Source organism: Streptomyces sp. NPDC101227, from assembly GCF_044767545.1.
Taxonomy (GTDB): Bacteria; Actinomycetota; Actinomycetes; order Streptomycetales; family Streptomycetaceae; genus Streptomyces.
This window is the reverse complement of sequence record NZ_JBIWOD010000019.1, coordinates 107,288-133,401: the sequence shown is the minus strand read 5'-3', so window position 1 is coordinate 133,401 and position 26,114 is coordinate 107,288. Positions and strand designations below refer to the sequence as shown.

General features: G+C 72.7%; 24 protein-coding genes. 9 read left to right on the top strand and 15 right to left on the bottom strand.

From position 1 onward, the window contains the following. Window positions 1-129: 129 nt before the first annotated feature. Window positions 130-1,053 carry a YihY/virulence factor BrkB family protein gene (locus tag ACIRPT_RS33500; protein ID WP_403834107.1) on the top strand — a complete coding sequence of 308 codons (924 nt, stop codon included), beginning with the start codon at window positions 130-132 and terminating at the stop codon, window positions 1,051-1,053. A 14-nt stretch (window positions 1,054-1,067) separates the two neighbouring features. Here ACIRPT_RS33500 and ACIRPT_RS33495 read toward each other — a convergent pair whose 3' ends face one another. Further along, window positions 1,068-1,379: a 4a-hydroxytetrahydrobiopterin dehydratase gene (locus ACIRPT_RS33495; RefSeq protein WP_403834105.1), complete on the bottom strand. Its 312-nt coding sequence runs from the start codon at window positions 1,377-1,379 to the stop codon at window positions 1,068-1,070. Between the two features lie 154 nt (window positions 1,380-1,533). Between ACIRPT_RS33495 and ACIRPT_RS33490 the strand changes: the two genes are divergently transcribed. Further along, window positions 1,534-2,346, top strand: coding sequence for a helix-turn-helix domain-containing protein (locus ACIRPT_RS33490; RefSeq protein WP_403497537.1), 813 nt, complete (start codon window positions 1,534-1,536; stop codon window positions 2,344-2,346). Between the two features lie 16 nt (window positions 2,347-2,362). On the opposite strand, the gene ACIRPT_RS33485 is transcribed toward ACIRPT_RS33490, so the two are convergent. From ACIRPT_RS33485 to ACIRPT_RS33475, 3 genes are all read right to left on the bottom strand, one after another. Further along, complete coding sequence (locus ACIRPT_RS33485; RefSeq protein ID WP_403834103.1) at window positions 2,363-2,833, bottom strand: nuclear transport factor 2 family protein; 471 nt, start codon at window positions 2,831-2,833, stop codon at window positions 2,363-2,365. Window positions 2,834-3,012: 179 nt separating this feature from the next. Next, window positions 3,013-3,426 carry a hypothetical protein gene (locus tag ACIRPT_RS33480; RefSeq protein WP_403834100.1) on the bottom strand — a complete coding sequence of 138 codons (414 nt, stop codon included), beginning with the start codon at window positions 3,424-3,426 and terminating at the stop codon, window positions 3,013-3,015. Between the two features lie 240 nt (window positions 3,427-3,666). Then, a complete protein-coding gene (locus ACIRPT_RS33475; protein WP_403497529.1) occupies window positions 3,667-4,275 on the bottom strand; it encodes a helix-turn-helix domain-containing protein in 609 nt (202 codons plus the stop codon). Between the two features lie 151 nt (window positions 4,276-4,426). Here ACIRPT_RS33475 and ACIRPT_RS33470 point away from each other — a divergent pair, with 151 nt between their 5' ends. Continuing rightward, window positions 4,427-5,479, top strand: a complete 1,053-nt coding sequence (locus tag ACIRPT_RS33470; protein ID WP_403834098.1) for a fatty acid desaturase family protein — start codon at window positions 4,427-4,429, stop codon at window positions 5,477-5,479. Window positions 5,480-5,503: 24 nt separating this feature from the next. Here ACIRPT_RS33470 and ACIRPT_RS33465 read toward each other — a convergent pair whose 3' ends face one another. From ACIRPT_RS33465 to ACIRPT_RS33445, 5 genes are all read right to left on the bottom strand, one after another. Next, window positions 5,504-6,901: an amino acid permease gene (locus tag ACIRPT_RS33465; RefSeq protein WP_403834095.1), complete on the bottom strand. Its 1,398-nt coding sequence runs from the start codon at window positions 6,899-6,901 to the stop codon at window positions 5,504-5,506. A gap of 190 nt (window positions 6,902-7,091) precedes the next feature. Further along, window positions 7,092-8,318, bottom strand: a complete 1,227-nt coding sequence (locus ACIRPT_RS33460; RefSeq protein WP_403834092.1) for an MBL fold metallo-hydrolase — start codon at window positions 8,316-8,318, stop codon at window positions 7,092-7,094. Between the two features lie 95 nt (window positions 8,319-8,413). Then, window positions 8,414-9,616, bottom strand: coding sequence for an aminotransferase class I/II-fold pyridoxal phosphate-dependent enzyme (locus ACIRPT_RS33455; RefSeq protein WP_403834090.1), 1,203 nt, complete (start codon window positions 9,614-9,616; stop codon window positions 8,414-8,416). Window positions 9,617-9,842: 226 nt separating this feature from the next. Then, complete coding sequence (locus tag ACIRPT_RS33450; protein WP_403497519.1) at window positions 9,843-10,907, bottom strand: type III polyketide synthase; 1,065 nt, start codon at window positions 10,905-10,907, stop codon at window positions 9,843-9,845. 277 nt (window positions 10,908-11,184) lie between these two features. Next, window positions 11,185-12,390 carry a cytochrome P450 gene (locus ACIRPT_RS33445; protein WP_403497517.1) on the bottom strand — a complete coding sequence of 402 codons (1,206 nt, stop codon included), beginning with the start codon at window positions 12,388-12,390 and terminating at the stop codon, window positions 11,185-11,187. Window positions 12,391-12,875: 485 nt separating this feature from the next. Between ACIRPT_RS33445 and ACIRPT_RS33440 the strand changes: the two genes are divergently transcribed. The 3 genes from ACIRPT_RS33440 (at window position 12,876) to ACIRPT_RS33430 (ending at window position 15,759) form a co-directional block, all read left to right on the top strand. Next, window positions 12,876-14,357: a bifunctional phosphatase PAP2/diacylglycerol kinase family protein gene (locus ACIRPT_RS33440; RefSeq protein WP_403834088.1), complete on the top strand. Its 1,482-nt coding sequence runs from the start codon at window positions 12,876-12,878 to the stop codon at window positions 14,355-14,357. 178 nt (window positions 14,358-14,535) lie between these two features. Then, window positions 14,536-15,351, top strand: coding sequence for a class I SAM-dependent methyltransferase (locus ACIRPT_RS33435; RefSeq protein WP_403834086.1), 816 nt, complete (start codon window positions 14,536-14,538; stop codon window positions 15,349-15,351). Window positions 15,352-15,393: 42 nt separating this feature from the next. After that, window positions 15,394-15,759 carry a VOC family protein gene (locus tag ACIRPT_RS33430; RefSeq protein WP_403497511.1) on the top strand — a complete coding sequence of 122 codons (366 nt, stop codon included), beginning with the start codon at window positions 15,394-15,396 and terminating at the stop codon, window positions 15,757-15,759. A 76-nt stretch (window positions 15,760-15,835) separates the two neighbouring features. Here the strand turns inward: ACIRPT_RS33430 and ACIRPT_RS33425 are convergent, their stop codons facing one another. Then, window positions 15,836-16,762 (bottom strand): NADP-dependent oxidoreductase, encoded by a 927-nt coding sequence (locus ACIRPT_RS33425; RefSeq protein ID WP_403834084.1) that lies wholly within the window; start codon window positions 16,760-16,762, stop codon window positions 15,836-15,838. A 109-nt stretch (window positions 16,763-16,871) separates the two neighbouring features. After that, window positions 16,872-17,540, bottom strand: a complete 669-nt coding sequence (locus tag ACIRPT_RS33420) for a TetR/AcrR family transcriptional regulator (protein ID WP_403834082.1) — start codon at window positions 17,538-17,540, stop codon at window positions 16,872-16,874. Window positions 17,541-17,604: 64 nt separating this feature from the next. Here ACIRPT_RS33420 and ACIRPT_RS33415 point away from each other — a divergent pair, with 64 nt between their 5' ends. Continuing rightward, window positions 17,605-18,951: an aldehyde dehydrogenase family protein gene (locus ACIRPT_RS33415; protein WP_403834079.1), complete on the top strand. Its 1,347-nt coding sequence runs from the start codon at window positions 17,605-17,607 to the stop codon at window positions 18,949-18,951. A 33-nt stretch (window positions 18,952-18,984) separates the two neighbouring features. Here the strand turns inward: ACIRPT_RS33415 and ACIRPT_RS33410 are convergent, their stop codons facing one another. Continuing rightward, entirely contained in the window at window positions 18,985-21,036 is a 2,052-nt protein-coding gene (locus ACIRPT_RS33410) for a DUF5107 domain-containing protein (protein WP_403834077.1), read from the bottom strand. Between the two features lie 303 nt (window positions 21,037-21,339). On the opposite strand from ACIRPT_RS33410, the gene ACIRPT_RS33405 reads away from it, so the two are divergent. Next, on the top strand, window positions 21,340-21,687 hold the full coding sequence (locus tag ACIRPT_RS33405; RefSeq protein ID WP_403834075.1) for a DUF6204 family protein: 348 nt from the start codon (window positions 21,340-21,342) through the stop codon (window positions 21,685-21,687). On the opposite strand, the gene ACIRPT_RS33400 is transcribed toward ACIRPT_RS33405, so the two are convergent. The 3 genes from ACIRPT_RS33400 to ACIRPT_RS33390 all read right to left on the bottom strand — a co-directional run bounded on the left by ACIRPT_RS33400 (window position 21,659) and on the right by ACIRPT_RS33390 (window position 25,156). Continuing rightward, window positions 21,659-22,639: a glyoxalase superfamily protein gene (locus tag ACIRPT_RS33400; protein ID WP_403834072.1), complete on the bottom strand. Its 981-nt coding sequence runs from the start codon at window positions 22,637-22,639 to the stop codon at window positions 21,659-21,661. The genes ACIRPT_RS33405 and ACIRPT_RS33400 overlap by 29 nt on opposite strands. 63 nt (window positions 22,640-22,702) lie before the next feature. After that, window positions 22,703-24,208, bottom strand: a complete 1,506-nt coding sequence (locus tag ACIRPT_RS33395; protein WP_403834069.1) for a CoA transferase — start codon at window positions 24,206-24,208, stop codon at window positions 22,703-22,705. A 48-nt stretch (window positions 24,209-24,256) separates the two neighbouring features. After that, window positions 24,257-25,156: a DUF2867 domain-containing protein gene (locus ACIRPT_RS33390; RefSeq protein WP_403834214.1), complete on the bottom strand. Its 900-nt coding sequence runs from the start codon at window positions 25,154-25,156 to the stop codon at window positions 24,257-24,259. A gap of 69 nt (window positions 25,157-25,225) precedes the next feature. Between ACIRPT_RS33390 and ACIRPT_RS33385 the strand changes: the two genes are divergently transcribed. Further along, window positions 25,226-25,825 (top strand): TetR/AcrR family transcriptional regulator, encoded by a 600-nt coding sequence (locus tag ACIRPT_RS33385; RefSeq protein ID WP_403834066.1) that lies wholly within the window; start codon window positions 25,226-25,228, stop codon window positions 25,823-25,825. Window positions 25,826-26,114 lie beyond the last annotated feature (289 nt).

The window sequence follows — 26,114 nt, the reverse complement described above, 5'->3', positions numbered from 1 at the left end:
GGCCCGGGCATCCGGCCACGACCGGCCGGAGCGAGTGAACCGGCAGAACCGGCAGAGAGGACGGAAGAGACATGTGCGGGAGCGCTGTGCGCCGCGCGCGGACGCGGATCGCGACACCGGGAGGCCGCCGTGTGCGCTGAGTCCGCGCCGCCCGTCACCCCCACGCCGCCCGCCGCCGCACCGGCCCGCACGGCGCTGCCGACCTGGGCCCAGTGCCGTACCGCGCTGCGCCGGACCCCGCTCGCCGTCTGGCATGACGACGTCACGGACTGGGCGGCCAGCCTGACGTACTACTCGGTGCTGGCGCTGCTCCCGTCGATCATCGTCACCGTGTCGCTGATCGGCCTCGCCGACCCCTCGGCCACCGTGCAGCTCATCAATCAGATCAGCTCCATCGCTCCGGCCGGCTCCGGTACGGCCGTGCGTCATGCGCTGATCGTCATGGCCCATCAGCGCACCGCCGCCTGGGTGGTGGTGGGCGGCGCGCTGGTCAGCGCGCTGTGGTCCTCGTGCAGCTATCTCGCGGTGTTCCGCCGGGCGCTGCACGCCATGCACCGGACGAAGGACGACCGGCCGCCGTGGCGCAAGGCACCGCGCATCCTGGCGACCGCGCTGCTGCTCATGGCGTTGCTGATCAGCAGTGCGGTGGCGCTGCTGGTGAGCGGCCCGATCGCGCGCGCCCTCGGCCGTGCGCTCGGGCTGGGCGAGGCGGGCGAGGCCACCTGGAACCTGCTGAAGTGGCCCCTGTTGTTGCTGCTGGCCGCCGTGCTGGCGATGGTGCTGTTCCGCTCCGGTCCGCCGAGTTCACGCGGCGTGCGGCGGGCGGCCCCCGGCGGCATCGTGGCGATCATGCTGTGGCTGGTGTCGTCGGCGGGCTTCTCGGCCTATGTGTCGTACGTCGGGACCTTCAACCGCCTCTACGGATCGCTCGCGGGCCCGCTGGTGTTCCTGGTCTGGTTGTGGTTCTCGCATCTGTCGCTGCTGTGCGGTGCCCAGTTCAATGTGGAGCTGGTCCGCGCGGGCCGCTATGTGAAGGTGCCCAAGCACACCTGATCGCGGCGGGGCGCTCAGCGGGCGCCGTGGGCGGCGGCGATCGCCTCGATGCGCCGGGCGAGCCCGAAGTCGAGGTGGGTGATCCGGCCGCCGATGCTGTGGGTGTTCACCGAGACGGTCAGCCGGTTGTAGCCGAGTTTCAGATCGGCGTGGTGGCCCAGCTCCTCCTGGATCTGGGCGATGTGGATGACCATCACGGCGGCCGGCAGATGGCCGTCGAAGGCGTAGCGGCGGTGCAGCAGCTCCCCCTCGACGGACCAGCCGGGCAGTTCCGCGAGGCGGTCCTCGATCTCCTTCTCGCTGAGCGGTTCCACCTGGGCACTCATGGCGTTCACCCCTTCACCGTATGCACTGCCGGATCGCCACTGTGGCAGTTCCAGCCTGGCACGGCGGTGGCCCGGCGCGACCCCTACCGTCGGGTAGCGCCGGGTGCCGGGCCCTCGCCGGACGGGGCGGCGCGGGTCGGCTACCGTCCCTCCCATGACGACTGCCGCGATGCTCCCGCCGAAGACCACGGGGGTGGGGACGCTACTGCGCGAATGGCGCGACCGCCGCAAGATAAGCCAGCTGGACCTTGCCCTGCGCGCCGACTCCTCCGCCCGGCACATCAGCTTCATCGAGACCGGCCGCTCCCGCCCCAGCCAGGAGATGGTGCTGCGCCTCGCCGACCACCTCGACGTCCCCGTACGGGAGCGCAACGCCCTGCTGATCGCGGCGGGTTACGCGCCGACCTTCCCCGAAACGCCGCTGGACGATCCCTCGATGGCGGCCCTGCGCGCGGGCATGGAACGGCTGCTGACCGGCTACGAGCCTTTCCCCGCGCTGGTGGTGGACGGTACGTACAACGTCCAGGCCGCGAACCGGGGCATCACCATGCTGCTGGCGGGCGTCGACGAATCCCTGCTGCGGCCGCCGCTCAACGCCATGCGGATCACCCTGCACCCGGGCGGTCTGGCGCCCCGCATCCGCAACTTCCTGGAGTGGCGCGGCCACCTCTTCGCCCAGATGGAACGGCAGTTGGCGCTGATGAGGTCCGCGCCGCTCCGGGCGCTCTACGACGAGGTACGGGAGTATCCGCTGCCCGCCGGCGGACGGGAGGTGGCGTCCTTCGGCGAACACCCGCCCTTCGCGCTGCCCATGATGATCGAGCACGAGGGCGCGGTGCTGTCCTTCATCTCCACCATCGCCACCTTCAACACCCCGATGGATGTGACCGTCTCCGAGCTGGCGGTGGAGACCTTCCTCCCCGCCGACCCGGAGACGGTCGCCCTGCTGCGCACGATGGCTCCCTGACGGGACGCCCCGAGCGTCATGCCGCCGAGGACGGCACCCGGTCGAGGAAGCCGCTCACCGACCGGATCCGCCCGTCCTCAGCCAGCCGCACCACATCGAACCCGGCCACCGGCGCCGCCCCGTCAGGACCCACCAGCTCCCACCCGAACCGCGCCAGGTCGTGGTGCCCGTCCGCTCCGCCCAGCAACCGGAAAGCGAACCCGGGGAACTGCGCGTGCGCCCCGGCGATCAGGCCGATGAGCCCTTCGTGGCCGGCGACATCGGCCAGCGGGTCGGTGTAGGCCGCGTCATCCGTGAACGCGGCGGCGACGGCCTCCTCGAGAGCCGCGTCGTCGGCGGCGTTCCACGCCACGAAGTACCGGGCGACGGCGGCCGCGTAGCGGTCGTCCGTCTCCTGGCCGGGCCGGTTCTTCTGGTCCTGCTGGTTCTGCTGGTTCTGCTGGTTCTGCTGGTTCTGCTGGTTCTGCTGCTGAAGCTGGGTGGTCATATCGCCGCGCTCCTTGTTGGGTTCCGTCGGTTTCGGATACCGGTTCACCGGCCGGAGTGCGCCGGCCGGTGAACCGATGCCCTCACTCTGGCGTGCGGCGGCGCGGGGCGCGATTACGTGCCAGGTAATGGAGCAAGAGGCTCGCTTCGCAGGTCACATGACCGAGGCCGACATGGGAACTACACCGGTCTTCCTCCGGCGTCGCGACGCCGGAGAGAGGCATCCTGCAACACCGCGGGGGCTCCCAGCAGCCAGGCGACGGCGGCAGGGAGGCACAGCAACCACCAGTACCCGCCACGGTCCGCGGCAACCACCACCAGGAAGACCGCAAGGGCCAGGAAACTGGCCCAGAAGAGAACGCCGCTGAGATCACGCGTTCGCTCGTCCTCCCCCTCCACGATCTTGCGCACGGTTGCGTCAATGTGCGCCGCCAGGATCCGCTTCGCCTCGCTGTCCTCGGGGAGCAGGGCCAGCAGCTCAGCGTCCTGTTTAACGATCTCCCTGGTCATGGGCCGCTTACGACGGGCCTGAACGACTCCTCCCGCGACCGTGATGAAGGCCACGAGGATCGGTGCCCAGTCTGCGAACTTCACGGAACCTCCGCACAGGAGCAGTTGGACCGTGCCCCTCGCGTGCCCGGTCGGGAGGTGACCGCCGGGGAGTAGCGGGGACAGCTCAGGAACGCGCCAAGAACGCGTGGGTAAGGATCCTGCCAGGTCACGCCTCACCCGGTCACGAGATCTTCCGAACCAGCTGTACGGGGGCCACGAGGACTCACTCCAGAGCAGCTCCGCCTGCCGCGCGAGCACCCGTCTCGCCGGGGCGCCGGCGGGTCAGCGGTCGGGGGTTTTCCGGGGGTGGGGTTTGGCGCGTACGTGCATGCGCTCGCCCTGGCTGCCGAAGAGGCTGAGGAGTTCGACGGGGCCGTCGCCGGTGGTGCCGAACCAGTGCGGCAGGCGGGTGTCGAACTCGGCGGCCTCGCCCGGCTCGAGGACCAGGTCGTGGTCGGCGAGGATCAGGCGCAGCCGTCCGGAGAGGACGAAGAGCCATTCGTAGCCCTCGTGGGTGCAGGGCTCCGGTGTGCTGCGCGTGGCCGGGAGCACCATTTTGAAGGTCTGGAGCGGGCCGGGCTGCCGGGTCAGGGGCAGCACGGTGGTGCCGTTCCGGTGCTTGGGCTTGAGCCGGACGCGGGGATCGCCTACCTCGGGGGCGCCGACCAATTCGTCCAGGGGGACCTGGTGGGCCTGGGCGATGGGGAGCAGGAGTTCCAGGCTGGGGCGGCGTTGGCCGGTTTCCAGTCGGGACAGGGTGCTCTTGGAGATGCCGGTGGCCTCGGAGAGCGCCGCGAGCGTCACGGCGCGCTCGGTGCGCAGGCGTTTGAGGCGGGGGCCGACTTCGGTCAGGGCGCGGGTGATGGCGGGTGAGTGCTCCACACCGTCCATTGCACCGCGCGCTTCCCGGAAGTGGCAACACTGATTGCCGGTGAGGGGCAAGGGTGCGCTCACCCCCCGGAAGAACCCCCGGTAAACCCCCCACCCGTCCGGGGGGCGAACCGGCTGTTGGCGGCCCTCCCCCGCCAGAAGACTCGGCCGTATGACGACCAGCCTCCAGCCCCCCGTCCCCTCCGCCGTCCCGGCTGCCCCGGTCACGGTTTCCGGCAGCGACTTCGCCCGGCTGTCCCGCCGCATGGCGGAGGCCGGGCTGTTCGCCCGCCGGCCCGGCTATTACGCGGTCCGGCTCTCGCTCGTGACCGCGGCGTTCGTCGGGTCCTGGGCGGCGTTCCTCGTCCTCGGCGACAGCTGGTGGCAGCTGGCCGTCGCCGCCGTACTGGCCTTCGTCTTCGGGCAGATCGCGCTCGTGACGCACGACGTGGCGCATCGGCAGGTGTTCCGGAAGCGGCGCCCGAGCGAGATCGGCGGCCGGCTGTTCGGCAATCTCGGCGTCGGGATGTCGTACGGCTGGTGGATGAACAAACACACCCGCCACCACGCCAACCCCAACCACGAAGAGCTGGACCCGGACGTCTCGCCCGACATCCTGGTCTGGTCGCAGGACCAGGCGCGGGCCGCCACGGGACTGCCCCGCTTCATGGGCCGCCACCAGGCGTGGCTGTTCTTTCCGCTGCTCACGCTGGAGGGGTTCAACCTCCATGTGTCGAGCCTACGGGCGCTTTGGTCACCCGCGATCAAGCGCCGGGGTATGGAGGCCGGACTGCTGACGGCGCACCTGGCGCTGTATCTCGGGGCACTTTTCCTGGTCCTTTCCCCCGGTAAGGCGCTGGCGTTCCTCTTCCTCCACCAGGCGCTGTTCGGCGTCTACTTGGGCTGCACCTTCGCGCCCAACCACAAGGGCATGCCGACGCTGACGGGCGATGACCGGCCGGACTTCCTGCGCCGTCAGGTGCTCACCTCGCGCAATGTCCGCGGCGGCCGGTTCACCGATGTGCTGCTCGGCGGCCTCAACTACCAGATCGAGCACCACCTCTTCCCGCACCTGCCGACCCCGCATCTCCGCCGCGCCCAGGTGATCGTGCGGGGGTACTGCGCCGAGATCGGCGTCCCGTATCACGAGACGGGACTCCTCGCGTCGTACGGGGAGGCGCTGCGTCATCTGCACCGGGTCGGCGAGCCGCTGCGCGTTCCGTAGCGGGCGGGACGGCGACGGGACCGGCTACCGCGCCTCGGCAGAAGCGGCCGCCGGGACGTCGGCCCCCGCGGCGCCCGCCCCCGCGTCCGCCGCCGCCTCGCCACCGCGCCCGCGCCCGGCCCGTCGCGCCGCCATCACCGCGTACACCAGAATCCCCGCGAAGAGGAACAGTACGCCCTGGTAGATCGCGGCGTAACCGGCCCCGGCCACCAGCCAGAACGTGAACCCGAACGCCACCAGCGCGAGCGTCAGATCGCGGGCGAAGCGGGCCGGGCGGACCTTGTCGCGGCGGCCGGACAACAGGAAGTAGATCTGCGCGCCGGCCGCGAGGAGGTAGGGGACGGTGGCCGAGAAGGTGGTGATCAGGACCAGGATCTCGAAGACGCCGCCGGCGCCGGTGAGGTAGTTGATCACGGTCAGGGCGCTGGCCAGCAGAGCGGCGGCGAGCACACCGACGGTCGGGACGCCGCGCCGCTTGGTCAGGAAGGGCGCGGGGAAGAGACCGTCCTTGGCGGCGGCGTACGGGGACTGGGCGCTCATCAGCGTCCAGCCGTTGAGGGCGCCGAGGATGGAGATGACGGCCGCGGCGGCGATGACCGTGCCGCCCCAGTGGCCACCGAACATCGCGTTCACCGCGTCGGAGAACGGCGCCGTGGAGTGCACCAGCTCGGTGTGCGCGACGGTGCCGAAGACGGCGAGGGTGCCCAGGAGGTAGACGACGGCGGCGCCGACGGTGCCCAGGACGGTGGCCCGGCCGACGTTGCGCTCCGGGTCGCGGACCTCGCCCGCGCTCATCGCGGCGGACTCCACGCCCACATAGCTGTAGAGGAGGATCGCGGCCGCCGCGGACAGCCCGCCGACCGCGCTGCCGCCGCCCTCGTGGAACGCGCCGAGGTTGCCCGGGTCGAAGAAGAACAGCCCGGCGACGGCGATGAAGAGGAGCGGGATGAACTTGAGCACGGTGGAGATCAGCTGGACGGCGCCCACATAGCGGGTACCGGCGAAGTTGGCGAGGGCCGGGAGCCAGAGCGCGCCGAGCGCGACGGCGAGGTCGGTGCCGCCCGACGCATGGCCGGGGAAGAGGACGTGGACGTAGCCGACGGCGGCGACGGCGAGGGCCGCGTTGCTGACCCAGGTCATGGTCCAGTACGACCAGGCGGAGAGGAAGCCCGCGAAGTCGCCGAACGCCTCGCGGGCGTAGACATAGGGCCCTCCGGTGTCCGGATGGCGCTGGGCCAGCCGGCCGAAGACCAGGGCGAGGGCGACGGCTCCGACGGTCAGCACGCCGAAGGCGAGCAGGCTGACGGTGCCGAACGGGGCGACCGAGGCCGGGAGGAGGAAGATGCCGCCGCCGATGATGTTGCCCATCACCAGGGCGGTGGCGGTTCCCAGACCGAAGCGGCGGGTGTGCCGGTCGTGCATGGCGTGGTGGGCCTCTCGTCGTGCGCTGCGCACCCGGGATTGCCGGGCGGGAATATCGTCGGCGACCCGGCCCCCGTACCAAAATCGGCGATTATTGTCCGGCGAAGGGTGGGCCGTGGACGGAGAACCTTCGGAGGGGCGTGCCGGGCGCCGCAGTTCCTTCTCCGCGGGTGTGCGCGGCGGTGGGGCGTCAGCGCTCGTCGTCGAGTGCCCCTACGGGCTGCGCCGGCCCATCGGCTCCCGGCATGTCGAGTACGCGGGACGCCCCGACCGGCAGATCCCACAGGTCCTCGCGGGGGCGGCCGGTGGCGGCCCAGGCGGCGCGCACCCGGTGCAGCGGTTCCATCGGCCGTTCGGCGGAGAGCAGGAAGGTGGACCAGTGCATCGGCGCCAGCGCCCGCGCGCCCAGGTCCTGGCAGGCCCGTACGGCCTCTTCCGGGTCGGTGTGCACGGGGCGCAGCATCCAGCGCGGGTCGTAGGCGCCGATGGGCAGCATCGCCAGGTCGATACCGGGGTAGCGGTGGCCGATCTCCTCGAACCAGTGGCCGTAGCCGGTGTCCCCCGCGAAGTGCAGCCGCCGCCCGTCGGGCGCGGTGAGCATCCAGCCGCCCCACAGGGTGCGGCAGGTGTCGGTCAGGGTGCGCTTGCTCCAGTGGTGGGCGGGTACGAAGTCGAAGCGTACGGCGCCGTCGGCGGCGGGCAGCTCGACGGCCTCCCACCAGTCGAGGTCGGTGACGTGGGTGAAGCCGCGGCGGCGGGCCCAGGGCGCCAGCCCGGCGGGGAGCAGCAGCGGGGTGTGGCGCGGCAGCCGTTTGAGGGTCGGGGCGTCCAGGTGGTCGTAGTGGTTGTGGCTGATGACGACCGCGTCGATGGCCGGCAGGTCCTCCCAGCGGACGCCTACGGGGGTGACCCGGGCGGGGGTGCCGAGGATCTTGCGGGACCAGACGGGATCGGTGAGTACGGTCAGTCCGCCGATCCGGATCACCCAGCTGGCGTGTCCGGCCCAGGTGAGGGCGATGGTGGCGGGACCGGCGGCGGGCATCGGGCCCGGCTCGAAGGGGAGTTCCTGGATCTCCCGCAGCGATTCGGGTACCGGGCGCAGTTTGCCCTCCCGGGCGATCCGGGCCAGCGCGCGGACGCCGGGCAGCGGCGCGGTCAGCCGGTCGGTGAAGTCCCTGGGCCAGGTCCGGGGCGCTGCCAGGGGGCGCGGCTCGACGAGTGGTGGCGGGGTGGCGGGCGGGAGGTCAGGCGTGGTGTGCGGGAGGGCGGGGGCGGCGTGGGGTGCGACGGGCGTGACGGGCGGAGCGGCATCCGGGGTGACGGGCGGAGCGGCGTCGGGGGTGACCGGCGGAGCGGCTGAGGTGGGCGCGGTGGCGGCGCGGGCTTCGGCGACCGAGCGCTCGGTCTGTTCGGTCATCGAGGGGGCTCCATTCGGGGGACGCGTGGGGGACGGCCAGGAGGCGGACGGGGCGAACGGGGCGAACGGGGACGACCGGAGGGGCGCCGGGCGGATCAGCCGTCCGCCGGGGCCGTGAGCGCGGCCAGCGCACGCGACAAGGCGGTCAACGAATCGGCGACGGGGGGCAGTTCGAGGGGATCGGGCGCCTCCAGGGCGCGCCCGCACAGCTCCCGGTCGGCGCCCAGCAGCGCCTCGGAGCCCAGCCGTACCCGCAACGCCCCCGGATCGTCCCCGAAACGGTGTCCGCCACGGGCCGACCAGGGCGCCAACTCCCGTTCCAGCGCGCCGGGTTCACCGATGCCATGGGTCACCAGAGCACGCCGCAGCGGCTCGAGGTCGGCGTACAGGTGGCTGCCGGAGTGCGGCGGGCGGCAGACCGCGCCGGCCGCGGTGAGGGTGCCGTGGAGGGCGGCGGTCAGCGTGGCGTGCAGCCGGGCGGTGGCGGCGGTTCTGGTGCGGACGGGGCCGGGTTCGCCGAGGGCGTGCGCGAGGGCGCAGGCGAGGGGGCCGGCGAGCGGGGCGCGCAACGCGGCCAGCGTTTCCAGGGCCGCCGCGTGGAGTGCGGCGCCCCGTTCCGTATCCGGGAAGCGGGCGAGCGCCGCGGGCCAGGAGGCGGGTGCGAGGGTGGCGCGCAGATCGGTGAGCACCACGACCTCGTCGGGCAGCATCTCGGCGGGGCTGAGCACCACGGTGTCATGGGGATCGTGCAGCAGATCGCGGTGCGACTCGTCGCTGATGATCCACAGTCCCTCCCCCGCCGCCGCCTCGCACACCTCGTGCAGTTGCTCGGGCGCCGGGCAGGTGCCGGTCGGGTCATCGGCGACGGACAGCACGAGGATGCGCGGCTCCGCGCCGTGCATCCGGGCCCGGCGGACGGTCTCCAGCAGCGCGAACGGGTCGGGCATGCCGCCCGATTCGGCCGGGACGGGCGCGAAGTGCACGGGACGGCCGAGCAGCCGGGCGGGCGGTGCGTACCACTCGGAGCAGGGCCGCGGCAGCACCACCGCGCCGTCGGCCGCGGCGTACAGCGCCAGGAGCAGGGCCGGTGCGCCGGGGGCGGCGAGCGCACGGCCGGGGTCGGTGTCCAGGCCGCGGCGTTGCCAGTAGCCGCAGGCGGCGGTGCGCAGCGTCGGGGAGCCGCCGGGGGGTTCCGGTTCACTGCGGCCGGCGGCCGCGGAGAGGTACGCGGCGAGGTCCGGGAGCACCGGGAGGCCCACCGGCGGGTCCGGGGCCGGATCCGGGGCGGTCCGCTGCATCCGTACCTCCACCCTCCGCGTCGGCAGGCGATCGTGGGCCCATCACATGATTGACGGCTCCGACCACCTTGGCAGATGGGGCGGGTGGCGACCGGGGCGACACGTCAGCGGTGGGTGGGAGGGGTCGAGCGGCGGGGCGGGGCGGGGCCGGATGGGGCATCGGGTCACCCCTTCGTACGAGCGGGTGCGCGGCCGGTCCGTGGGGACCGGCCGCACTCGGGTGCGCTCAGCCCGTCCCCGCCGGACTTGACGTCCATGTCCCCAGGGCCATCTCGGCGGTGATGCCGGGACCGAATCCCGCCAGCAGCCCCCGCTGGCCGTCGAGCGCAGATGCCTCGTCGAACATCCGCCCGAGGGCGTCGAGCACGACGGCGCTGGCGATGTTGCCGTATTCCGTGAGCGTCGCGCGGCTGAAGCGGAATGCCTCGGGTGGTACGTCGAGGAAGCGGCACAGGTCGTCCAGGATGCGCGGGCCGCCGGCGTGGACGATGTAGAAGTCCAGGTCGCCAGCGTCCCAGTGGTGCTGCTGGGCGACGGCTTGCAGGGCCGGGGCGAGGGGTTCCATGGTGCCGGGTACGCGCTTGTCCAGCTGGAAGTGGAATCCGGTGGACCGCACCGCGTAGGAGATCCAGTCCTCGGTGTGCGGGATGAGGTACGAGCCGTTGCGTTCCAGGTGGACGCCGGTGCCGCCGTTGCCGCGGACCACGGCGGCCGCGACCGCGTCCCCGAACAGGCCGTTGGACAGCAGCGACCCGACCCCCAGGTCCGTGGGCTGGTAGCACAGCGAGCAGAACTCGCAGGCGACGAGCAGCACATTGGCGTCGGGGTACGCCCGGCAGAAGTCGTGCGCCCGGTTGATGGCGGCGCCCCCTGCCGCACAGCCGAGTTGGGCTATCGGGATCTGCCGTGTCTCGGACCGGAAGCCCATTTCGTTGATGAGCCACGCGGTCAGCGCCGGCATCATGAAGCCGGTGCAGGACACGTAGATGATGAGGTCGATCTGCTCCGACTCCAGCTCGGCCTGGTCCAGTGCCTTGCGCACCACGGAGGGGACCCGGGCCTTGGACTCTTCTTCGTAGATGGCGCTCCGGGCGTCGAGCCCGGGGTGCTCCAGCACCTTGTCGATCGGCAGGATCAAATGCCGTCTGACCACGCCCGTATGCTCGATCAGCCGGAGCACCTTCTTGAGCTGCAGATGGTCGTAGTGCAGCTGCCGCGCGAGTTCGAGGGTGTCGTCCCTGGTGATGATGTACTCAGGGACCGCGATTGCCGGTTTGCACAGAACCGCCATGGATTGGACTCCTAGCAGACTGTGGTCCGCTCGGTGCGATCCCTGGCTCTGACTTACGGGGTGTTCGTGGGCCGGCGGTAGCCGCCGCGGCAATGCATGCGCTCGTGTGGGTGCAACAGAACCACTGACGGTTCCGGCGGCCCGAGTCGAGGCCCCGGGGAGGGACGCGAGCGGGCCAGCCGTCGAAGAATGAACTCTCCCTGTGAGGGTGGGTCATCTGTCCAAGCAACGGTACGGCAGACGGGTGACGTCCGCATGCCGCTGCCGGGTGCGTATGTCACCAGATGACCGGAAGTGCCAGCGGATAGCGCCAGATAGAGGTTTCGTTCCAGCGCACCTCCTCGGCCGGCTTCGCCAGTTTCAGCTCGGGGAAGCGCTTCAGGAGGGTACCCAGCGCCACTTCGAGCTCAATGACGGCGAGCGGGGCACCCAGGCAGTGGTGCCCGCCCCAGCCGAAGGTCATATGGGGCGGCTTCTCGCGGTCCAGATCGAGCTCGTCGGGACGGTCGAACTTCCGGCTGTCCCGATTGGCCGTCAGATAGGAGACATGCACGATGTCCCCTTCCCGGATCGTCACGCCGCTCAGCTCCACGTCTTCGAGGGCGACGCGGGGAATGCCGACGCCCTTGCGGAACGGGATGAACCGCAGCATCTCCTCCATCACCTGCGGGAGCCTCCCGGGGTCGGCACGCAGGATGTCGAGCGCCTCGGGCCGGGTGAGCAGGGTGTAGGAGAGGTTGCCGATCTGGTAGGTCGTGGTGTCCTGGCCGGTGATGAGCAGGACCATGGCCATGACGGTCAGTTCCTGCTCGTCGAGGATCTCGTCCCCGTCGCGGGCCGTGGCCAGGGCGCTGATCAGGTCGTCCGCCGGGTGTGCGCGCCGGTGCCCGGTCAGCTCCGCGAAGTACGCGCGCATCTCGGCCTTGGCCTGGACGGCGTTGTCGCGGTTGTCGAGGCTGGTGTTCATCATCGTGCGGGCGTACGCGCGCAGCCGGTCGCGGTCGCCCTCGGGGATGTCGAGGACCTCGCAGATGGTGGTCAGGGGCAGCGGGGACGCCAGGTTCTCCATCAGGTCGCCGGGCGCGCCCTGCTCGCTCATCCGGTCCAGCAGTTCGTCCACGACGCGCTGGGTGCCTTCCCGCATGCGCTCCACGTGACGGGGCGCGAACGCCTTCGAGACCAGGCTCCGCAAGCGGCTGCTGGCGGGCGGGTCCATGACATTGATCGCCTCGGCCTGGACGATCGGCTCCGGTGTCATCCGGGGGAAGTCCCGGCCGATGACGGCGTGGCGGCTGAAGCGCCGGTCCGTGGTCACGGTGCGTACGTCCTCGTACCGGGTGACGAGCCAGGCTTCGCCTTCCCCGTACGGCAGGCGGATGCGGGCGACCGGTTCCTCGGTCAGCAGGCGCTTGAGCGTGGGGTCGAACTCAAGGCCTTCGGCGTAGTCGAAGGGGCAGTTCCAGACGTTCGGGCCGGATTCCATGCTGAGCTCCCGACGATAGGAGGTGATGCGCGGATACGCCGCCTGCGACGGCGGGCCGGAGCGCGCCCGTTCGGCGGCGCCCGGGCGGAGCGAGGTGCGCGTACCGCGATGTGCATGCACAGGAATGCGCATGCACATGGCGCAGGTATGCGGCGCATGTGCACGGCGTATATACATGGGTGCGCATATTCGCCATTGGGCCGTAATAGCCCCTTTCGTTCGCTCGCAAGCATGGTAGCCACGGAGATGGGGGGCGGCCCGGCGTCCGGTCCGGGTGCGGGTGGCGGATGCGGCCGCCCCGCCCTTCCGCTGCGGCTTACGGCGATGAGCGGGCGGGGCGGCCGGGGCATTGCGCCATTCGGGTGGCTCCGTGCCGGCACCGGCCGATTCGCCCGCCCGTCGCCCCGGGAGCCCCTGCGGCTCGGCTCGCCCCCGTTCGGCAGCGCCCGGGTCTGCCGCGGCCCCACCGGGGTAAAAGGTGCCGCATGCGTAACGTACTGACCCACCTCGACCGGCTGACCTTCGTCCGGATCGCCTCGCGCGAGTGGCCGGGGGCCCAGCGCGTACTGCCGCGGCTGTCCCGCAGCGCCAATCACGGGCTGCTGTGGTTCGGGCTCGCCGCGGGCGGCGCCGCGCTGGGCGGCAGACCCGGGCGGCGGGCCGCGCTGCGCGGCATCGCGTCGCTGGCGGTGGCCTCGGCGACGGTGAACACCTTCGGTAAGCGTTCCGTGCGGCGCGAGCGGCCGCTGCTGGATGCGGTGCCGGTGATACGGCGGCTGCACCGCCAGCCCTTCACCTCCTCCTTCCCGTCCGGGCACGCGGCCTCGGCGGTGGCCTTTGCCACCGGGGTCGCGTTCGAGAACAAGTGGTGGGGGCTGGCGCTGGCGCCGGTCGCTGTATCGGTGGCCTTCTCGCGCGTCTATACAGGGGTGCACTATCCGGGCGATGTGCTGGCCGGGGCGGCGCTGGGCGCCGGTGCCGCGTTCGCCGTGCGCGGCCTGGCACCGACCCGCGCCCAGCTGGCGCCGCCCGCCCGGCCGCGCGCCGACGCGCCCGCGCTGCCCGGCGGGCGGGGCCTGGTGGTCGTCGCGAACCAGGGCTCGGGGCAGCGCGCCGGGACGCGCCCGGACCGCAACCAGGAGGTGCGGGGGGTGCTGCCGCAGGCCGAGGTGATGGAGTACGGCGGGCCACAGGCGCAGCCCCTGACGGACGTCCTGGAGGAGGCCGCGGAGCGCGCCCGGCAGCTGGGCGGTGCCCTGGGGGTGCTCGGCGGGGACGGCACCGTCAACGCGGCGGCGACGGTCGCGGTACGGCACGGGCTGCCGCTGGCCGTGCTGCCGGGCGGCACCCACAACCACTTCGCGTACGACCTGGGGATCGAGACCTACGCGGCGGCGGCGCGCGCCCTGGAGAGCGGCGAAGCGGTCGCCGTGGATCTGGCGCGCTTCCGGAGCGGACCGCACACGGTGGGCCGGTACTTCCTCAACACCTTCTCCATCGGCGTGTATCCGGAGCTGGTGCGGATCCGCGAGAAATGGGCGGGCCGGATCGGCGCCTGGCCCGCCGGGGTGCTCGCGGCGTGGGAAGTGCTGCGCACCGCCGAGCCGTTGACCGTCGAGATCAACGGCAAGCGGCGGTCGGTGTGGATGCTGTTCGCCGGCAACTGCCAGTACCGGGGGCTGGGGCTGGCGCCGGTGCGGCGGCACGATCTGGCGGACGGGGTGCTCGACGTCCGGGTGGTGCACGGCGGCCGGCTGGCCCGTACCCGGCTGCTCGCCGCGGCACTGACGGGCGCGCCGCGCAGCTCGCCGGTCCTCGGCGAGGCCCGGATGCGCCGCCTGCGGCTGGGCGGTCTTCCCGACGGTACGGCGCTCGCCTTCGACGGTGAAGTCATCGCCTCACAGGGCGAGTTGACGCTGGAGAAGGAGAACGAGGCGCTGACGGTCTATCGCCTGTTGCCCGAATAACCCCGGGAGGGGACCGGTCACCCTCATTCCGAACTATGAGACGCCACTCTCAAGATACGAGATGCAGGCGTACGGTGTGATCAGTGCGCGGGAGGGCCTCTTCGACACCACGGCCATGCCCGCTCGCGGTTCACCCACCGACCGACCCGTACGCCCCGGTCACACGAAGGAGCCGACCATGCCGCAGGAATCCGCCGTGTACACGCACGGCCACCACGAGTCCGTACTGCGCTCCCACACCTGGCGCACCGCCGCCAACTCGGCCGGATACCTGCTGGATTCGCTGCGGCCGCACATGCAGGTCCTGGACATCGGCTGCGGCCCGGGCACCATCACCGCCGACCTGGCCGCGCTGGTCCCGGACGGGCAGGTCACCGGCCTGGAGTACGCACCCGGGGTACTGGACCAGGCGCGCGCCACCGCCGCCGGTCGCGGGATCACCAACGTCCGGTTCGCGGTCGGGGATGTCCACGCACTGGACTACCCGGACGACACCTTCTGCGTGGTGCATGCCCATCAGGTGCTCCAGCACGTGGGCGATCCCGTGCAGGCGCTGCGCGAAATGCGCCGGGTCACCAAGCCCGGCGGGATCGTCGCCGTCCGCGATTCGGACTACTCGGCCATGACGTGGTACCCGGAGGTCGAGGGGATGACGGACTGGCAGCAGCTGTATCTGCGGGTGGCCCGCGCCAACGGCGGCGAACCGGACGCCGGACGCCGGCTGCACGCCTGGGCGCGCCAGGCGGGTTGCGACCCGTCCGCCATCACCGCCACGGCCGGGACCTGGCTCTACCACACCCCCGAGGAGCGGTCCTGGTGGAGCGAACTGTGGGCGGACCGCACGGTCTCGTCGTCGTACGCCCGGATCGCGGTGGACGGCGGGCACGCCACGGCCGGGGAGCTGGCGCGGATCGCGCGCGCGTGGCGGGAGTGGGGCGCGCAGGAGGACGGCTGGTTCGCCGTCCTGCACGGCGAGATCCTGTGCCGGGTCTGACCATGATGCGCGCCGCCGGGGTGCCCAACTAGGCTGGTCCGTATGGACATTCTGGGAGCCTCACTGCGGGTATGCGTCGGCGATCTCGATGCGGCGATCGGCGTCTACGAACGACTCACCGGCGCCGAGGCCATCCGCTTCCAGCGCGGCGGCGTGTCGGTCGCGGCCGTCGGGTGCTTCTTCCTGATGAGCGGCCCCGAGGCGGAGTTGTCGGTGCTGCGGAAGATCGCGGCGACCGTCGCCGTGAAGGACGTGGACGAGGCGCTCGCCGACCTTTCGGCGGTCGGCGCGGACATCATCGCGGGTCCGCTGCCGACCCCGATCGGCCGCAACCTCGTGGCCCGCCATCCGGACGGGTCGGTCTTCGAATACGTCGACCGGAAACAGGACGCCGAGCGGAGCGCATAGCGGCGCACCGCGGCAGACGGATCCGGGGAGCCGGGTGAAGGGGTCCCCGGACCCGTCGGCGGCTACCGAGCCGGCGTCAGGAGGACACCTCCAGCACGATCTTGCCGCGGGACCGCCCCGACATGCTGCGCTTGAACGCCTCGGCCGCCTCGGCCAGCGGGAACGTCGCCTCGACCGGCACCACGAGCTTCCCCGCGTCCGCCAGATCGCCGAGCGCCGTCAGATCGGCGGTGTCCGGGCGCACCCACACCAGGTGGCCGCCCTTCGCCTGGACCTCGCCGTCGGCGATGGACACCAGTCGGGTGCGGTCCTTGAGCAGCTGCTGCGAGACGTCCAGGACGCCGTTGCCGACGAAGTCCAGGGCCACGTCCACCCCCTCGGGCGCCAGCGCCCGCACCCGGTCCTCGAGCCCGTCACCGTACGTCACCGGCTCGGCGCCCAGGGACCGCAGGAAGTCGTGGTTGCGCTCGCTGGCCGTACCGATGACGCGGGCGCCCTCGGCCACCGCGATCTGCACGGCCAAGGATCCGACGCCGCCCGCCGCGGCATGCACCAGGACCGTCTCGCCGCGCTTGGTGCCGACCCGGCGGAGCGACTGATAGGCCGTCAGCCCGGCGAGCGGGAGACCCGCGGCCTGCTGCCAGCTGAGCGCGGCGGGCTTGCGCGCCAGGGTCCGTACGGGGGCCGCGACCAGCTCGGCGTAGGTGCCGTGCTGCACCACGTCCTTGCGGACATAGCCGATGACTTCGTCACCGACCTCGTACTCGGCGGCATCGGCGCCGACCGCCTCGACCACGCCCGCCACGTCCCACCCCGGGATCAGCGGATAGTGGGCGTACATCATCGAATCGAGATAGCCCTCGACGATCTTCCAGTCGACGGGATTGACGCCGGCCGCCCTGACCCGGATCAGGACCGAGTCGGGGCCGACCTTCGGGTCGGGCTGCTCGGTGTATTCGAGGACCGAGGGGCCGCCGTAGCTGTTCACGCTGATTGCCTTCATGATCCGTCACAACCCGTGATGCGCCGGGATCATTCCAGGGGCGCGCGAACTGTCTCCCAATGGCGTACGCGGGCGCAGGGGATCCGCGGGGCGGTGCGCCGGTCGGCCGTCAGCCGGCCGGGGCGCCCAGGGCGCGCAGCAGGAACGGGAGGAGTTCGCGGGTCATCGCCGTGCCCGACGAGGGGGCGGCGGGGCCGGCCGCGGGGGTCCGGTGCGCCGCGTCGGGGGTCAGGAACAGGCGGCTGACCATCGAGCCGACGACCAGGTCGGCCAGGACGTGCGCGTCCTCGAGCGGTGCGATCTCGCCGCGGTCGACGGCCCGGCGGACCACGGTCGCCGCGCGGTCGCGGACCGGCTGGACGATGGCGGTGTCCAGGACCCGGGCGAGCGCTTCGTTGTGCGCGGCCTCGCCGATCAGGACGTGCAGCAGCCGGCCGCCGGGCCCCTCCAGCGTTTCGGCCTTGTCCCGCAGCAGCGCGGCCAGGTCCCCCTCGAGGCTTCCCGTGTCCGGCTGGGGACCGAGGTCGCTCGCCCAGCGGACGGCGGTGCCCACGACCAGGTCTTCCTTGGAGCGCCACCGGCGGTAGAGCGTCGCGGTCGACACCCCGGCCCGCTTGGCGACCGCCGCCGTCGTCAGCCCGCCGTAGCCGCTCTCCTGGAGGACCTGGACGGTCGCCTCCAGCAGCGCACGGTCGCGGCCCGCGTCGCGGGGCCGCCCACGGGCGGGCTGCCGGGCGGCGGGTGCGTCGCTCTGACTGCTCTCGGTGCGTTCGGTCACCTCAGGAGTCTACTGGCCAAGCAATACGAAACGAAATGTTTTCGTTTCGTGTACGGTCGAGGGCATGGCATCAGACACCCTCCCCACCACCGCTCTCCCGACCACCGGCCTGGACGCCGGCGCCGTGGTCGAGCGGCTCCGCACCACCTTCGCCACCCGCCGCACCGCCTCCCCGGCCTGGCGGCGGCGTCAGCTGGAAGCCCTGCGGACGCTGCTCACCGAGCAGAGCGATGCTCTCGTCGCCGCACTCGGCGCCGACCTCGGCAAGGGCCCCCAGGAGGCCTACCGCACCGAGGTCGGCTTCACCGTCAACGAGATCGACCACACCCTCGCCCACCTCGACGACTGGCTGGCGCCCCGCCCCGCGCAGCTTCCCGACCGCCTGCTGCCCGCGACCGCCCACGTCGTACGGGAACCGCTCGGCGTCGTCCTGGTGATCGCCCCCTGGAACTACCCGCTCCAGCTGGCGCTCGCGCCGCTGGTCGGCGCCCTGGCCGCGGGCAACTGCGCCGTCGTCAAGCCCAGCGAGCTGGCCCCGCGCACCTCCGCCGCCATCGCCCGGCTGCTGCCCCGCTATCTGGACGACGCGGCGGTGGCCGTCGTCGAAGGCGCCGTACCGGAGACCACGGCCCTGCTGGAGCAGCGCTTCGACCACATCTTCTACACCGGCAACGGCGCCGTCGGCCGCATCGTGATGGCAGCCGCCGCCCGGCATCTGACGCCGGTCACGCTGGAGCTCGGCGGCAAGAGCCCGGTCGTCCTGGACCCGGGTACGGATCTGGCCGCGGCGGCCCGGCGGATCGTCACCGGCAAGTTCCTCAACGCCGGCCAGACCTGCGTCGCGCCCGACTACATCCTGGCCATCGGCGACACCGCGCGGGCCGTCGAGCCGCACCTCGCCGAGGCCGTGCGCGCCGCCTACGGGGCCGATCCCGCGGCCGCCGAGGAGTACGGACGGATCGTCAACGAGCGGCACTTCGACCGCCTCGCCGCCCTCCTGGACAGCGGCCGCACGGTCATCGGCGGGGACCACGACCGCGCATCGCGCTATCTGGCGCCCACGGTGCTCGCCGATGTCGCGCCCGACGCCCCGGTGATGCGGGAGGAGATCTTCGGACCCGTCCTGCCGATCGTCTCCGTACCCGACCTGGACGCGGCCATCGCCTTCATCAACGACCGCGACAAGCCACTGGCCCTCTACGCGTTCACCGACTCGGCCGACACCAAGCGGCGCCTGCTGGCCGAGACCTCCTCCGGTGCCCTGGCCTTCGGCCTCCCGGTCGCCCACCTCACCGCCCCCGACCTGCCGTTCGGCGGCGTCGGCGAAAGCGGGATGGGGCGGTACCACGGCGAGTACTCCCTCGACACCTTCAGCCACAGCAAGGCGGTGCTGGACAAGCCGCTGGGGTGACGGGCCGTCATCCCCGGCCCCCAGCCATACCGGTCACACCGGCCGCATCCGGAACTCGTAGCGCTCCGGCAGCGGATGCCGGTCGCGGGCCTCGGCGCGTACCTCGTCCGTGACCGGGCCGGAGCCCGCGACCAGGCGTTCGGCGATGGCGTACCAGGTGTCGCTGAGGGTCTCGTCGCCCTCCCGCAGATCGGCGATCTCGAAGCCGGCGTCGAAGATCGCGCGGGCGGCGGCCGGTTCGCCCTCGGCGAGCAGGACCTGAGCGGTCAGCAGCCGGAACCGGCCGGCGGCCAGATCCTCCTGGCGCAGGTGCGCCATCAGGTCGCAGGCTTCGTCGGCGCGCCCGACGGCGAGCAGCGCCGGGACCGCCTCCCGGGCGAGCGCGGGCAGCACCGACCGCCAGATACGCGCGGCCGCGTCCTCGGACGCCAGCGTCTCGGCGAACCGGGCCGCGCAGCCGAACGCCTCCGCATACCGCTCGGCGGCGCGTTCCGCATCGCCCGCCTCGGCCTCGGCGACGGCCAGGCAGTACAGCGGCAGCGCGTCCAGCGACAGCCGCCCGCCGCCCGCCGCCAGCGCCCGCTCCCAGCTGCGTACGGCCTGGGCGCGGTCGCCGCCCTGCCACTGGGCGAGGCCGAGGTGATAGTCGGTGGCCGGGCCCGGCATCGCCGACTCCAGCAGATCGCGCCAGGCGGGGGCGACCAGCGCCGGGCCCGGGAGCGGGCCGACGGGCGGCAGATCGCCGGTCCTGAGCAGCGTCAGCCAGGGCCGCTGCGCCGCGCCGAGGGTCCCCTCGTCGAACGGCGTACCGGGCAGGTCGAGCCCCGCGCGGGCCACTTCGAGCGCGCCCCAGCCGGAACCCGTGGCCAGCGACCCCTTGGGCTCCTGGTCCGCGTACGGCCGCCAGGCGGCGTACGCGGCATCCACATCGGCCCGCGGCAGCGCCGCCTCCAGCCGGCGGGCGACCTCGCCGCGGGCCGCGCTCCAGTCGCTCCCGTGCACGGCAGCGGCGTCGGCGGCCAGCGGCCCGTACGCCTCGAGCCATGCGAACTCGCCGCCCGCGTCGAGCGGGACGTGCTCCAGCTGCGTACGGGCCAGACCGGCCTGGATCTCGGCATAGCCACCGGTGCCCGGCTCGGTGAGCCACTCCTGCCAGCGCCGTCCGGCCCGCCCCGCGCCCCACAGGAAGAGCTTGCGGCCGCGCAGCGTATCGGTGGAGGTCTGCACCAGGCCGCGGCCCGCTTCGTCCAGTGAGGCGATCCAGCGGCGTTCGCCGTCGGGGACCTCGTAGAAGTAGTCGGCGGGGAACTCGCTGCGCAGCGGGTAGGTCCGGTCAGCGCCCGCAGACTCGGGGACCGGGACGCGTCGGAGCGTCCGCTGGTAGCCGAAGTGCCAGGCCTCGTCGGCGGGCGCCAGCACCCGGGTGCGCTCGCCTTCCGGCACGGCGATGTTGGACCACCAGTAGACCGGCACGGTGTGGTGGTGCGGGTTGCGGATCCGTACGCCCACGTAGAGGAAGTCGGAGCCCTCCGGCAGCCAGAGGTCCACCTGGAAGGGCAGATCGCGCAGCCGCTCCCACTCCCACAGGCGGAGCATCTCGCCGCCGTCCGGCGCCGGTACGCGGGCGGCGTGCAGCGGGGCGCAGGAGAGGGTGGTGTGGCCCGTTGCGCCGATGTTCCATTCGATCCCGCCCGAGAACCAGGCGCCGTTGAGGGCGAAGTGGGCGGGCTGCAACACGGGGTTGCGGTAGAGGAGTTCGCGGTCGGTCGGCTTGTGGTGCAGGGAGTACACCCGGCCGCCGAGGCCGGGCAGGACGGTGGCGCGCAGCCGGTCGTTCTCGAGGACCAGGGCGTCGACGTCGGTGGCGCGGCGGGCGCGGCCGTAGCCGTCGCGCAGCCGGGTGGGCAGGACCGAGCGCAGCGGCCGGTAGCCGATCTGACGCGCCATGGCGGCGGGCAGTCCGGCGTCCTGGGGGATCTCGACACGGTGCGGATCGCGGCCGGGACGCAAGGCCGGGAGCGGGTTGTCCGGGCCGACGGGGGCGGCGGGAAGGGTCAGGGTGGTGCGTCGCACACTCGTGGCCACGGCTGCCTCGCAGGGTTGGACCGGCCACCTCGGCTCCGGCGGCCTCCTGTTGACCATGCAACCCTGTCAGCGCCCTTGTGAACAGGGCTTCTTGCGGCGGACGGGGTCAGGGTTGCGCAAAGACGCCCCCGAGGAAGGCGGTACCCAGCCCTCGGGGGCGGGGCCGCGAAACGGTGTCGTACGCCGGTGCACGGGTGCACGCGTACACCGGCGTGCGCGGAAAAAATGGCAGGCCCCGGAAGTACCGCCGAAATACCCTGCCCCTTGGCTCACCCATCCATGACAGAACGGAACACGGCACCGATGGCGACGACCCAGCACACCTACCGAGTGATCGTCCGCGGCAAGTGGGACGGTCTGACGGCCGAGTCCCGGGCGAAGCTGCTCGCCGAGGCCGACGACCACGGGCTGTCGCAGCTGCGGTTCACTCCCGAGGGCTCGCTGGCGTACGACACCGCCCTGTACTCCTTCAGCTACCGCTATGTCATCGTCTCCGCTGCGGAGGACGGCGAGGAAATGGCGGCGGCGCTCGCCGAGGACAAGGCGGAGACCGCGCTCGAGGAAGCGGGTCTCACCTTTCGGGAGCTGCGGTCCACGGTCACCGACATGGACACGATGAAGATCAATCGCAAGGGCCGCCAGGGCTCTTGAGGTCAGCGCTCTTGGCTTGTGAGCACGTCCTCTCCGGAGTCTTCGCCCCGGGGCGCGCCGGCTCGTTGAGGCGCAGGAGGTTGCCGAAGGGGTCGGTCAGGGTGAGGGACGTGCCGGTCTCGTCGTCCTCCAGGCCGGGGCGCAGATACGGATAGCCCTTGGCCGCCAGCTCGGCGTGCAGCTCGCGCACCCCCGTCAGTTCCGTGTAGATCGTGGAGCCGGGGGTCGCATCGCCGTGGTGCTCCGACAGATGCAGGACGAGGGCGCCGCGGGAGACCTGCGTGTACAGCGGCATACCGGGCTCGAAGCGGTGCTCCCAGTCGACGGTGCAGCCGAGGTAGTCCACGTAGAACTCATGGGCCTTGGCGACGTCGAAGATCCGGAAGACGGGCACGGTGCGGCCGAAGGCGGGTCCCTTGGGCTCGCCGCTGGTGAGCGCCCAGCGTTCGTGGTCGCGCCAGGCGCCGTCGATGAAGAGGAAGTCCGGGGAGTAGCCCTCCCGCCGGAATCCGGCGCGCCGGACCAGCGCGAGGGAGGCGGTGTTGGCCGGCTGGATGTTGACCTCCAGCCGGTGCAGGCCCAGCTCCTCGAAGGCATGGTGCAGTACGAGCCCCAGGCCCTCGCTCATCAGTCCGCGGCCGGCGGCGTGCGCGAAGGCGCCGTAGCCGATGGCGCCGCAGCGGAAGGCACCGTGCACGATGTTGTTGATCGTCAGGAAGCCCGCGATCCGGCCGCTGTCGTGCTCACAGATCAGGAAGCCCTCGCGCTCCGGCTCCCGCAGCTTCGCCAGGTAATTGTCGTAGTCGGCGTCGGTGCCCGGCGGGAAGAGCCAGGGGCGGTGCAGTTGGGTGCTCTCCCGGGCGAGCGCGGTGAACTCGTCGCGGTCGGCGGCGGTGAAGGGGCGGATGCCGACCCGGGGGCCGCGGGCGAGGTAGCGATCACTGGACGTCATCGGGAGATCGTACGGAGCGGCGGCCGGGCGGGCCAGCCGGTGGCGCTCCCGTCCGGCGCCCGCTCACCGCCACCTCGGCGCATCCGCCGCGCAGCGCCCCGGCGGCGTCGCCCAGTCGACCGGACCGCCGTCGAACGAGACCGGTGGCAGGGCGTACCGCAGCCGTCCCACCGGGCTGTCGGTCTCCCGGAGGTACCGCTCGGCGTCGTAGCCCGGCGCGGCCGCTCCCGTCGGCGCATCCGCCGCCGGGCCGTCGCCCCGCTCCGGTCCCCCCAGCCCGTGCACCAACCACCGCGCGGTACGGGTGAGGGCCAGCGTCGCCACGCCCGAACCGCCCACCCGCGCCCGCTCGGTCAGCCCCCGCAGCACCGCCGCCGCCAGCAGATATCCCGTCCCATGGTCCAGCGCCTGCGCGGGCAGCGCGCCCGGAATGCCACCGCGTGCCGTCGACTCCTCGCTCGCCTTCGCGTCCTCGGACGCGGGGCCGGCGTCCGCCTCGACCGCCGCGATCCCGGTGGCCACCTGGACCAGGCTGTCGAACCCCCGCCGGTCGCCCCAGGGGCCGTCGTCGCCCCAGGCGGAGACGCGGGCGACGACCAGCCCCGGGCGGCGTTCGGCCAGGGCCTCGGGGGCGAGGCCGTAGCGGTCCAGGGCACCCGGACGGTAGCCGGTCACCACGACGTCCGCGTCGGCCAGCAGCGACTCGAAGGTGGCGCGGCCGGAGCGCGAGCCCAGGTCGAGGGCGGTGGAGCGCTTGCCGAAACCGGTGTCGCTGTGGGCGTCCTGACTTTCCGGCAGCGCGGGGGCGTCGATGCGCAGGACGTCCGCGCCGAGCAGCGCGAGGGTACGGGTGGCGACCGGCCCGGCGAGGACCCGCGTCAGGTCCAGCACCCGCAGCCCGGCGGCGGGCAGCGAAGGACCGCCGGCGAGCGGCGACGGCGCTCCCCCCTGCTCGCCCGTGCCGGCGAGAAGGCGGGGCGGGGTGCCGTCGTCGAGGGTCTCCACGGTCAGCAGGGGGTGGGCGGCCACCGTGACGCCCTGCGGATGGGCGGCCCACTCCTCGGGGGTGCGGGCGGCGACCGCCAGCCCGCCCGCCGAGTAGACCGTCTCCTGCACCTCCTCGGCCCGGCGCCCGGCGAGTTCGGCCTCCACCTCGGCCGGGCCGGCGGCTTCCGGAAGGCCCAGCGCGCTCAGCAAACGGGCGTGGTGGTGCGGGTAATTGGCGTGGGTGCGCACCCAGCCGTCGGCGGTGCGCCAGAAACGGGAGAGCGGGGCGAACGTCGAGGGGGCCCGGCCGTCGATCCGCACCAGGCGGTCGCTGAGGAAGGCGGTGGCGACCGCGCCGTCGTCGACCCGTACGGCGGGCACCGGGCCGCCGGTGCGCTCGGCCGTCAGCTCCGCCGCCGCGAGCGCGCAGACCGCGACCGTGGTACGGGCCAGGTCCATGACCGGGAGCCGGGCCGGCAGCAGACCGGGCGGCCCGCCGTACGTGATGCGCTCCGCCAGACGCGGGTCACCGCCGAGAACCGCCCAGGCCAGATCCGTACCGCTGTGCTGTCGTTGCCCCATGCCGACAGTGTGGCACCGAGTGCCATCTACCTGCCAGCAGATCCGCCGTTACGCCTGCACCCTGGCCCGCTCCCGCTCCCCCGCGCTGGGTGCCGCCAGGGCCAGCCTGCGGTGCGTGCGGCGCAGCATCAGGCGCGCCATGAAGGGGTGGACGTGCCGTACGAGGGCGAAGTAGAGCCGGCCGGCCAGGTGGTGGGTGCGGACGACCGTACCCAGCGTGACCTGGCCGTTCGCGATGAGGATCGAGGCGCGGAAGTCCAGGTGGCGGGCGTCCTGGCCGAGCAGGACCTCGCCGTCCGCCCGCCCCACGACGGGGAAGGAGGCGCCGCGCAGTACGCCCTCCCAGGCCGCGGGATCCGCGGGCATGCCGGGGAGCAGTTCCATCTGCCAGGCGTCCTCGAAGTCCGTACGCGGAAAGGCACTGCGGGCCAGCCGCGCCTCGGCCGGGAGGGGGACGGCCTTCGGGCGGTCCCACAGCAGGCGGTTGAGGAGCCGTACGCGGGGTGTGCGGCGGACCGGGTGTCGGACCTGTCCGGTGGCCGCTCGCTCGATGTTGTCGAGGAGCTCCTCGACGACGGTGCGATGGACGGCGCCTATCGCGATATGCCACAACAGCCCCTGCGCCAGGCCGTGTTGGTTCTCCAGCACATGCTCGACGCGGCAGCTGTCCGGCCCCAGGGGCAGCACGGTGACCTCGTGGAAGCCGGACGGGCCGGGGGTGAAGTCGAAGCGGATCCGGCGGCCGGGCTCGTATGCGCTGACGCGGTAGCGGATGAAGGCGTGTCCGCCGTCGGCGCCGACGCCCAGCGGCCGGTCGAAGCGCATCGGCGACCAGGCGGGCACCGGGAAGACCGGGTCCGGGTCGCCGCCGAGGCGGTCCATCAGGGCTCCGACGGTCTCGGCCGGGGCGGCGATGGTACGGGCATGCACATCACGGACGGTTCGCAGCGGGCGGTTCGGACGCATCCTGCACCTCCATACGGTGGCGTATGTTTCACCGTACGGTACCGTACGGTCATGGCACAGCAGCGAGCGAAGCGGCCCCACGGCACCGGCCCCCGGCAGCGGCTGACCGCGCGGGACTGGGCGGATGCCGCGCTGGCCGCCATGGGCGAGGGCGGGCTCGCGGCGGTGGCCGTCGAGCCGCTGGCGGCCCGGCTCGGCACCACAAAGGGCAGCTTCTACTGGCACTTCGCCAACCGCGACGCCCTGATCGAGGCCGCGCTGCGGCGCTGGGAAGAGGTCGCCACGGAGGCCGTGATCAGCGAGACGGAGGCGGAGCCCGACCCCGAACGGCGGCTGCGCGGGCTGCTCCTGCGGGTCACCGACGCCTCCGCCGCGGCCTCCCTGGAGATGTCGCTGCTGGCCACCGCCACGGACCCCCGGGTGGCGGCCGCGCTCGCCCGGGTCACCGACCGGCGGATCGGCTATGTCGCCGCGCTCTTCGCCGAGTTGGGCTTCACGGAGGCCGAGGCGCGGCGCCGCGCCCTGCTCGCGTACAGCGCCCATCTCGGGCACACCCAGCTGGACCATGCGGTTCCGCAGGCGCTGCCCACCGGCGCCGCGCGCTCCCGCTATCTGGACACGGTGCTCGACACCCTGCTGCGCCGGGGCTGACCGGCGCCGGCCGGCACCGGGAACACCGCGCCCGACAGGGCCGGACGCCACCCAAGTTGGCCGGACTGCGCGTAGACATACACCGTACAGAGGCATGAAGGGAGAATCGGCGGGCCAACCGGCCCTCGCGCCACACGAGCACCTCACGCCCCTCGCACGGGAGGCAGTCAGATGACCGAGGCAACGACCGAGACATCACCGACCCAGACCCCCGGGACCCCGTCGACCGAGGCGGTCGCCTTCCCCAGGACCGCGGCTGTCCCTACCACCCGCCCACCGGCCATCAGCC

Bases quoted from the DNA above. Each gene is read 5' to 3' on its own strand.
- ACIRPT_RS33430 (WP_403497511.1), top strand. From the start codon at position 15,394: ATGGACATTCTGGGAGCCTCACTGCGGGTATGCGTCGGCGATCTCGAT.
- ACIRPT_RS33425 (WP_403834084.1), bottom strand. From the start codon at position 16,762: ATGAAGGCAATCAGCGTGAACAGCTACGGCGGCCCCTCGGTCCTCGAA.
- ACIRPT_RS33450 (WP_403497519.1), bottom strand. From the start codon at position 10,907: ATGGCGGTTCTGTGCAAACCGGCAATCGCGGTCCCTGAGTACATCATC.
- ACIRPT_RS33435 (WP_403834086.1), top strand. From the start codon at position 14,536: ATGCCGCAGGAATCCGCCGTGTACACGCACGGCCACCACGAGTCCGTA.
- ACIRPT_RS33400 (WP_403834072.1), bottom strand. From the start codon at position 22,639: ATGACGTCCAGTGATCGCTACCTCGCCCGCGGCCCCCGGGTCGGCATC.
- ACIRPT_RS33385 (WP_403834066.1), top strand. From the start codon at position 25,226: ATGGCACAGCAGCGAGCGAAGCGGCCCCACGGCACCGGCCCCCGGCAG.
- ACIRPT_RS33485 (WP_403834103.1), bottom strand. From the start codon at position 2,833: ATGACCACCCAGCTTCAGCAGCAGAACCAGCAGAACCAGCAGAACCAG.
- ACIRPT_RS33445 (WP_403497517.1), bottom strand. From the start codon at position 12,390: ATGGAATCCGGCCCGAACGTCTGGAACTGCCCCTTCGACTACGCCGAA.
- ACIRPT_RS33475 (WP_403497529.1), bottom strand. From the start codon at position 4,275: ATGGACGGTGTGGAGCACTCACCCGCCATCACCCGCGCCCTGACCGAA.
- ACIRPT_RS33460 (WP_403834092.1), bottom strand. From the start codon at position 8,318: ATGACCGAACAGACCGAGCGCTCGGTCGCCGAAGCCCGCGCCGCCACC.
- ACIRPT_RS33415 (WP_403834079.1), top strand. From the start codon at position 17,605: ATGGCATCAGACACCCTCCCCACCACCGCTCTCCCGACCACCGGCCTG.
- ACIRPT_RS33395 (WP_403834069.1), bottom strand. From the start codon at position 24,208: ATGGGGCAACGACAGCACAGCGGTACGGATCTGGCCTGGGCGGTTCTC.
- ACIRPT_RS33405 (WP_403834075.1), top strand. From the start codon at position 21,340: ATGGCGACGACCCAGCACACCTACCGAGTGATCGTCCGCGGCAAGTGG.
- ACIRPT_RS33465 (WP_403834095.1), bottom strand. From the start codon at position 6,901: ATGCACGACCGGCACACCCGCCGCTTCGGTCTGGGAACCGCCACCGCC.
- ACIRPT_RS33440 (WP_403834088.1), top strand. From the start codon at position 12,876: ATGCGTAACGTACTGACCCACCTCGACCGGCTGACCTTCGTCCGGATC.
- ACIRPT_RS33495 (WP_403834105.1), bottom strand. From the start codon at position 1,379: ATGAGTGCCCAGGTGGAACCGCTCAGCGAGAAGGAGATCGAGGACCGC.
- ACIRPT_RS33455 (WP_403834090.1), bottom strand. From the start codon at position 9,616: ATGCAGCGGACCGCCCCGGATCCGGCCCCGGACCCGCCGGTGGGCCTC.
- ACIRPT_RS33470 (WP_403834098.1), top strand. From the start codon at position 4,427: ATGACGACCAGCCTCCAGCCCCCCGTCCCCTCCGCCGTCCCGGCTGCC.
- ACIRPT_RS33490 (WP_403497537.1), top strand. From the start codon at position 1,534: ATGACGACTGCCGCGATGCTCCCGCCGAAGACCACGGGGGTGGGGACG.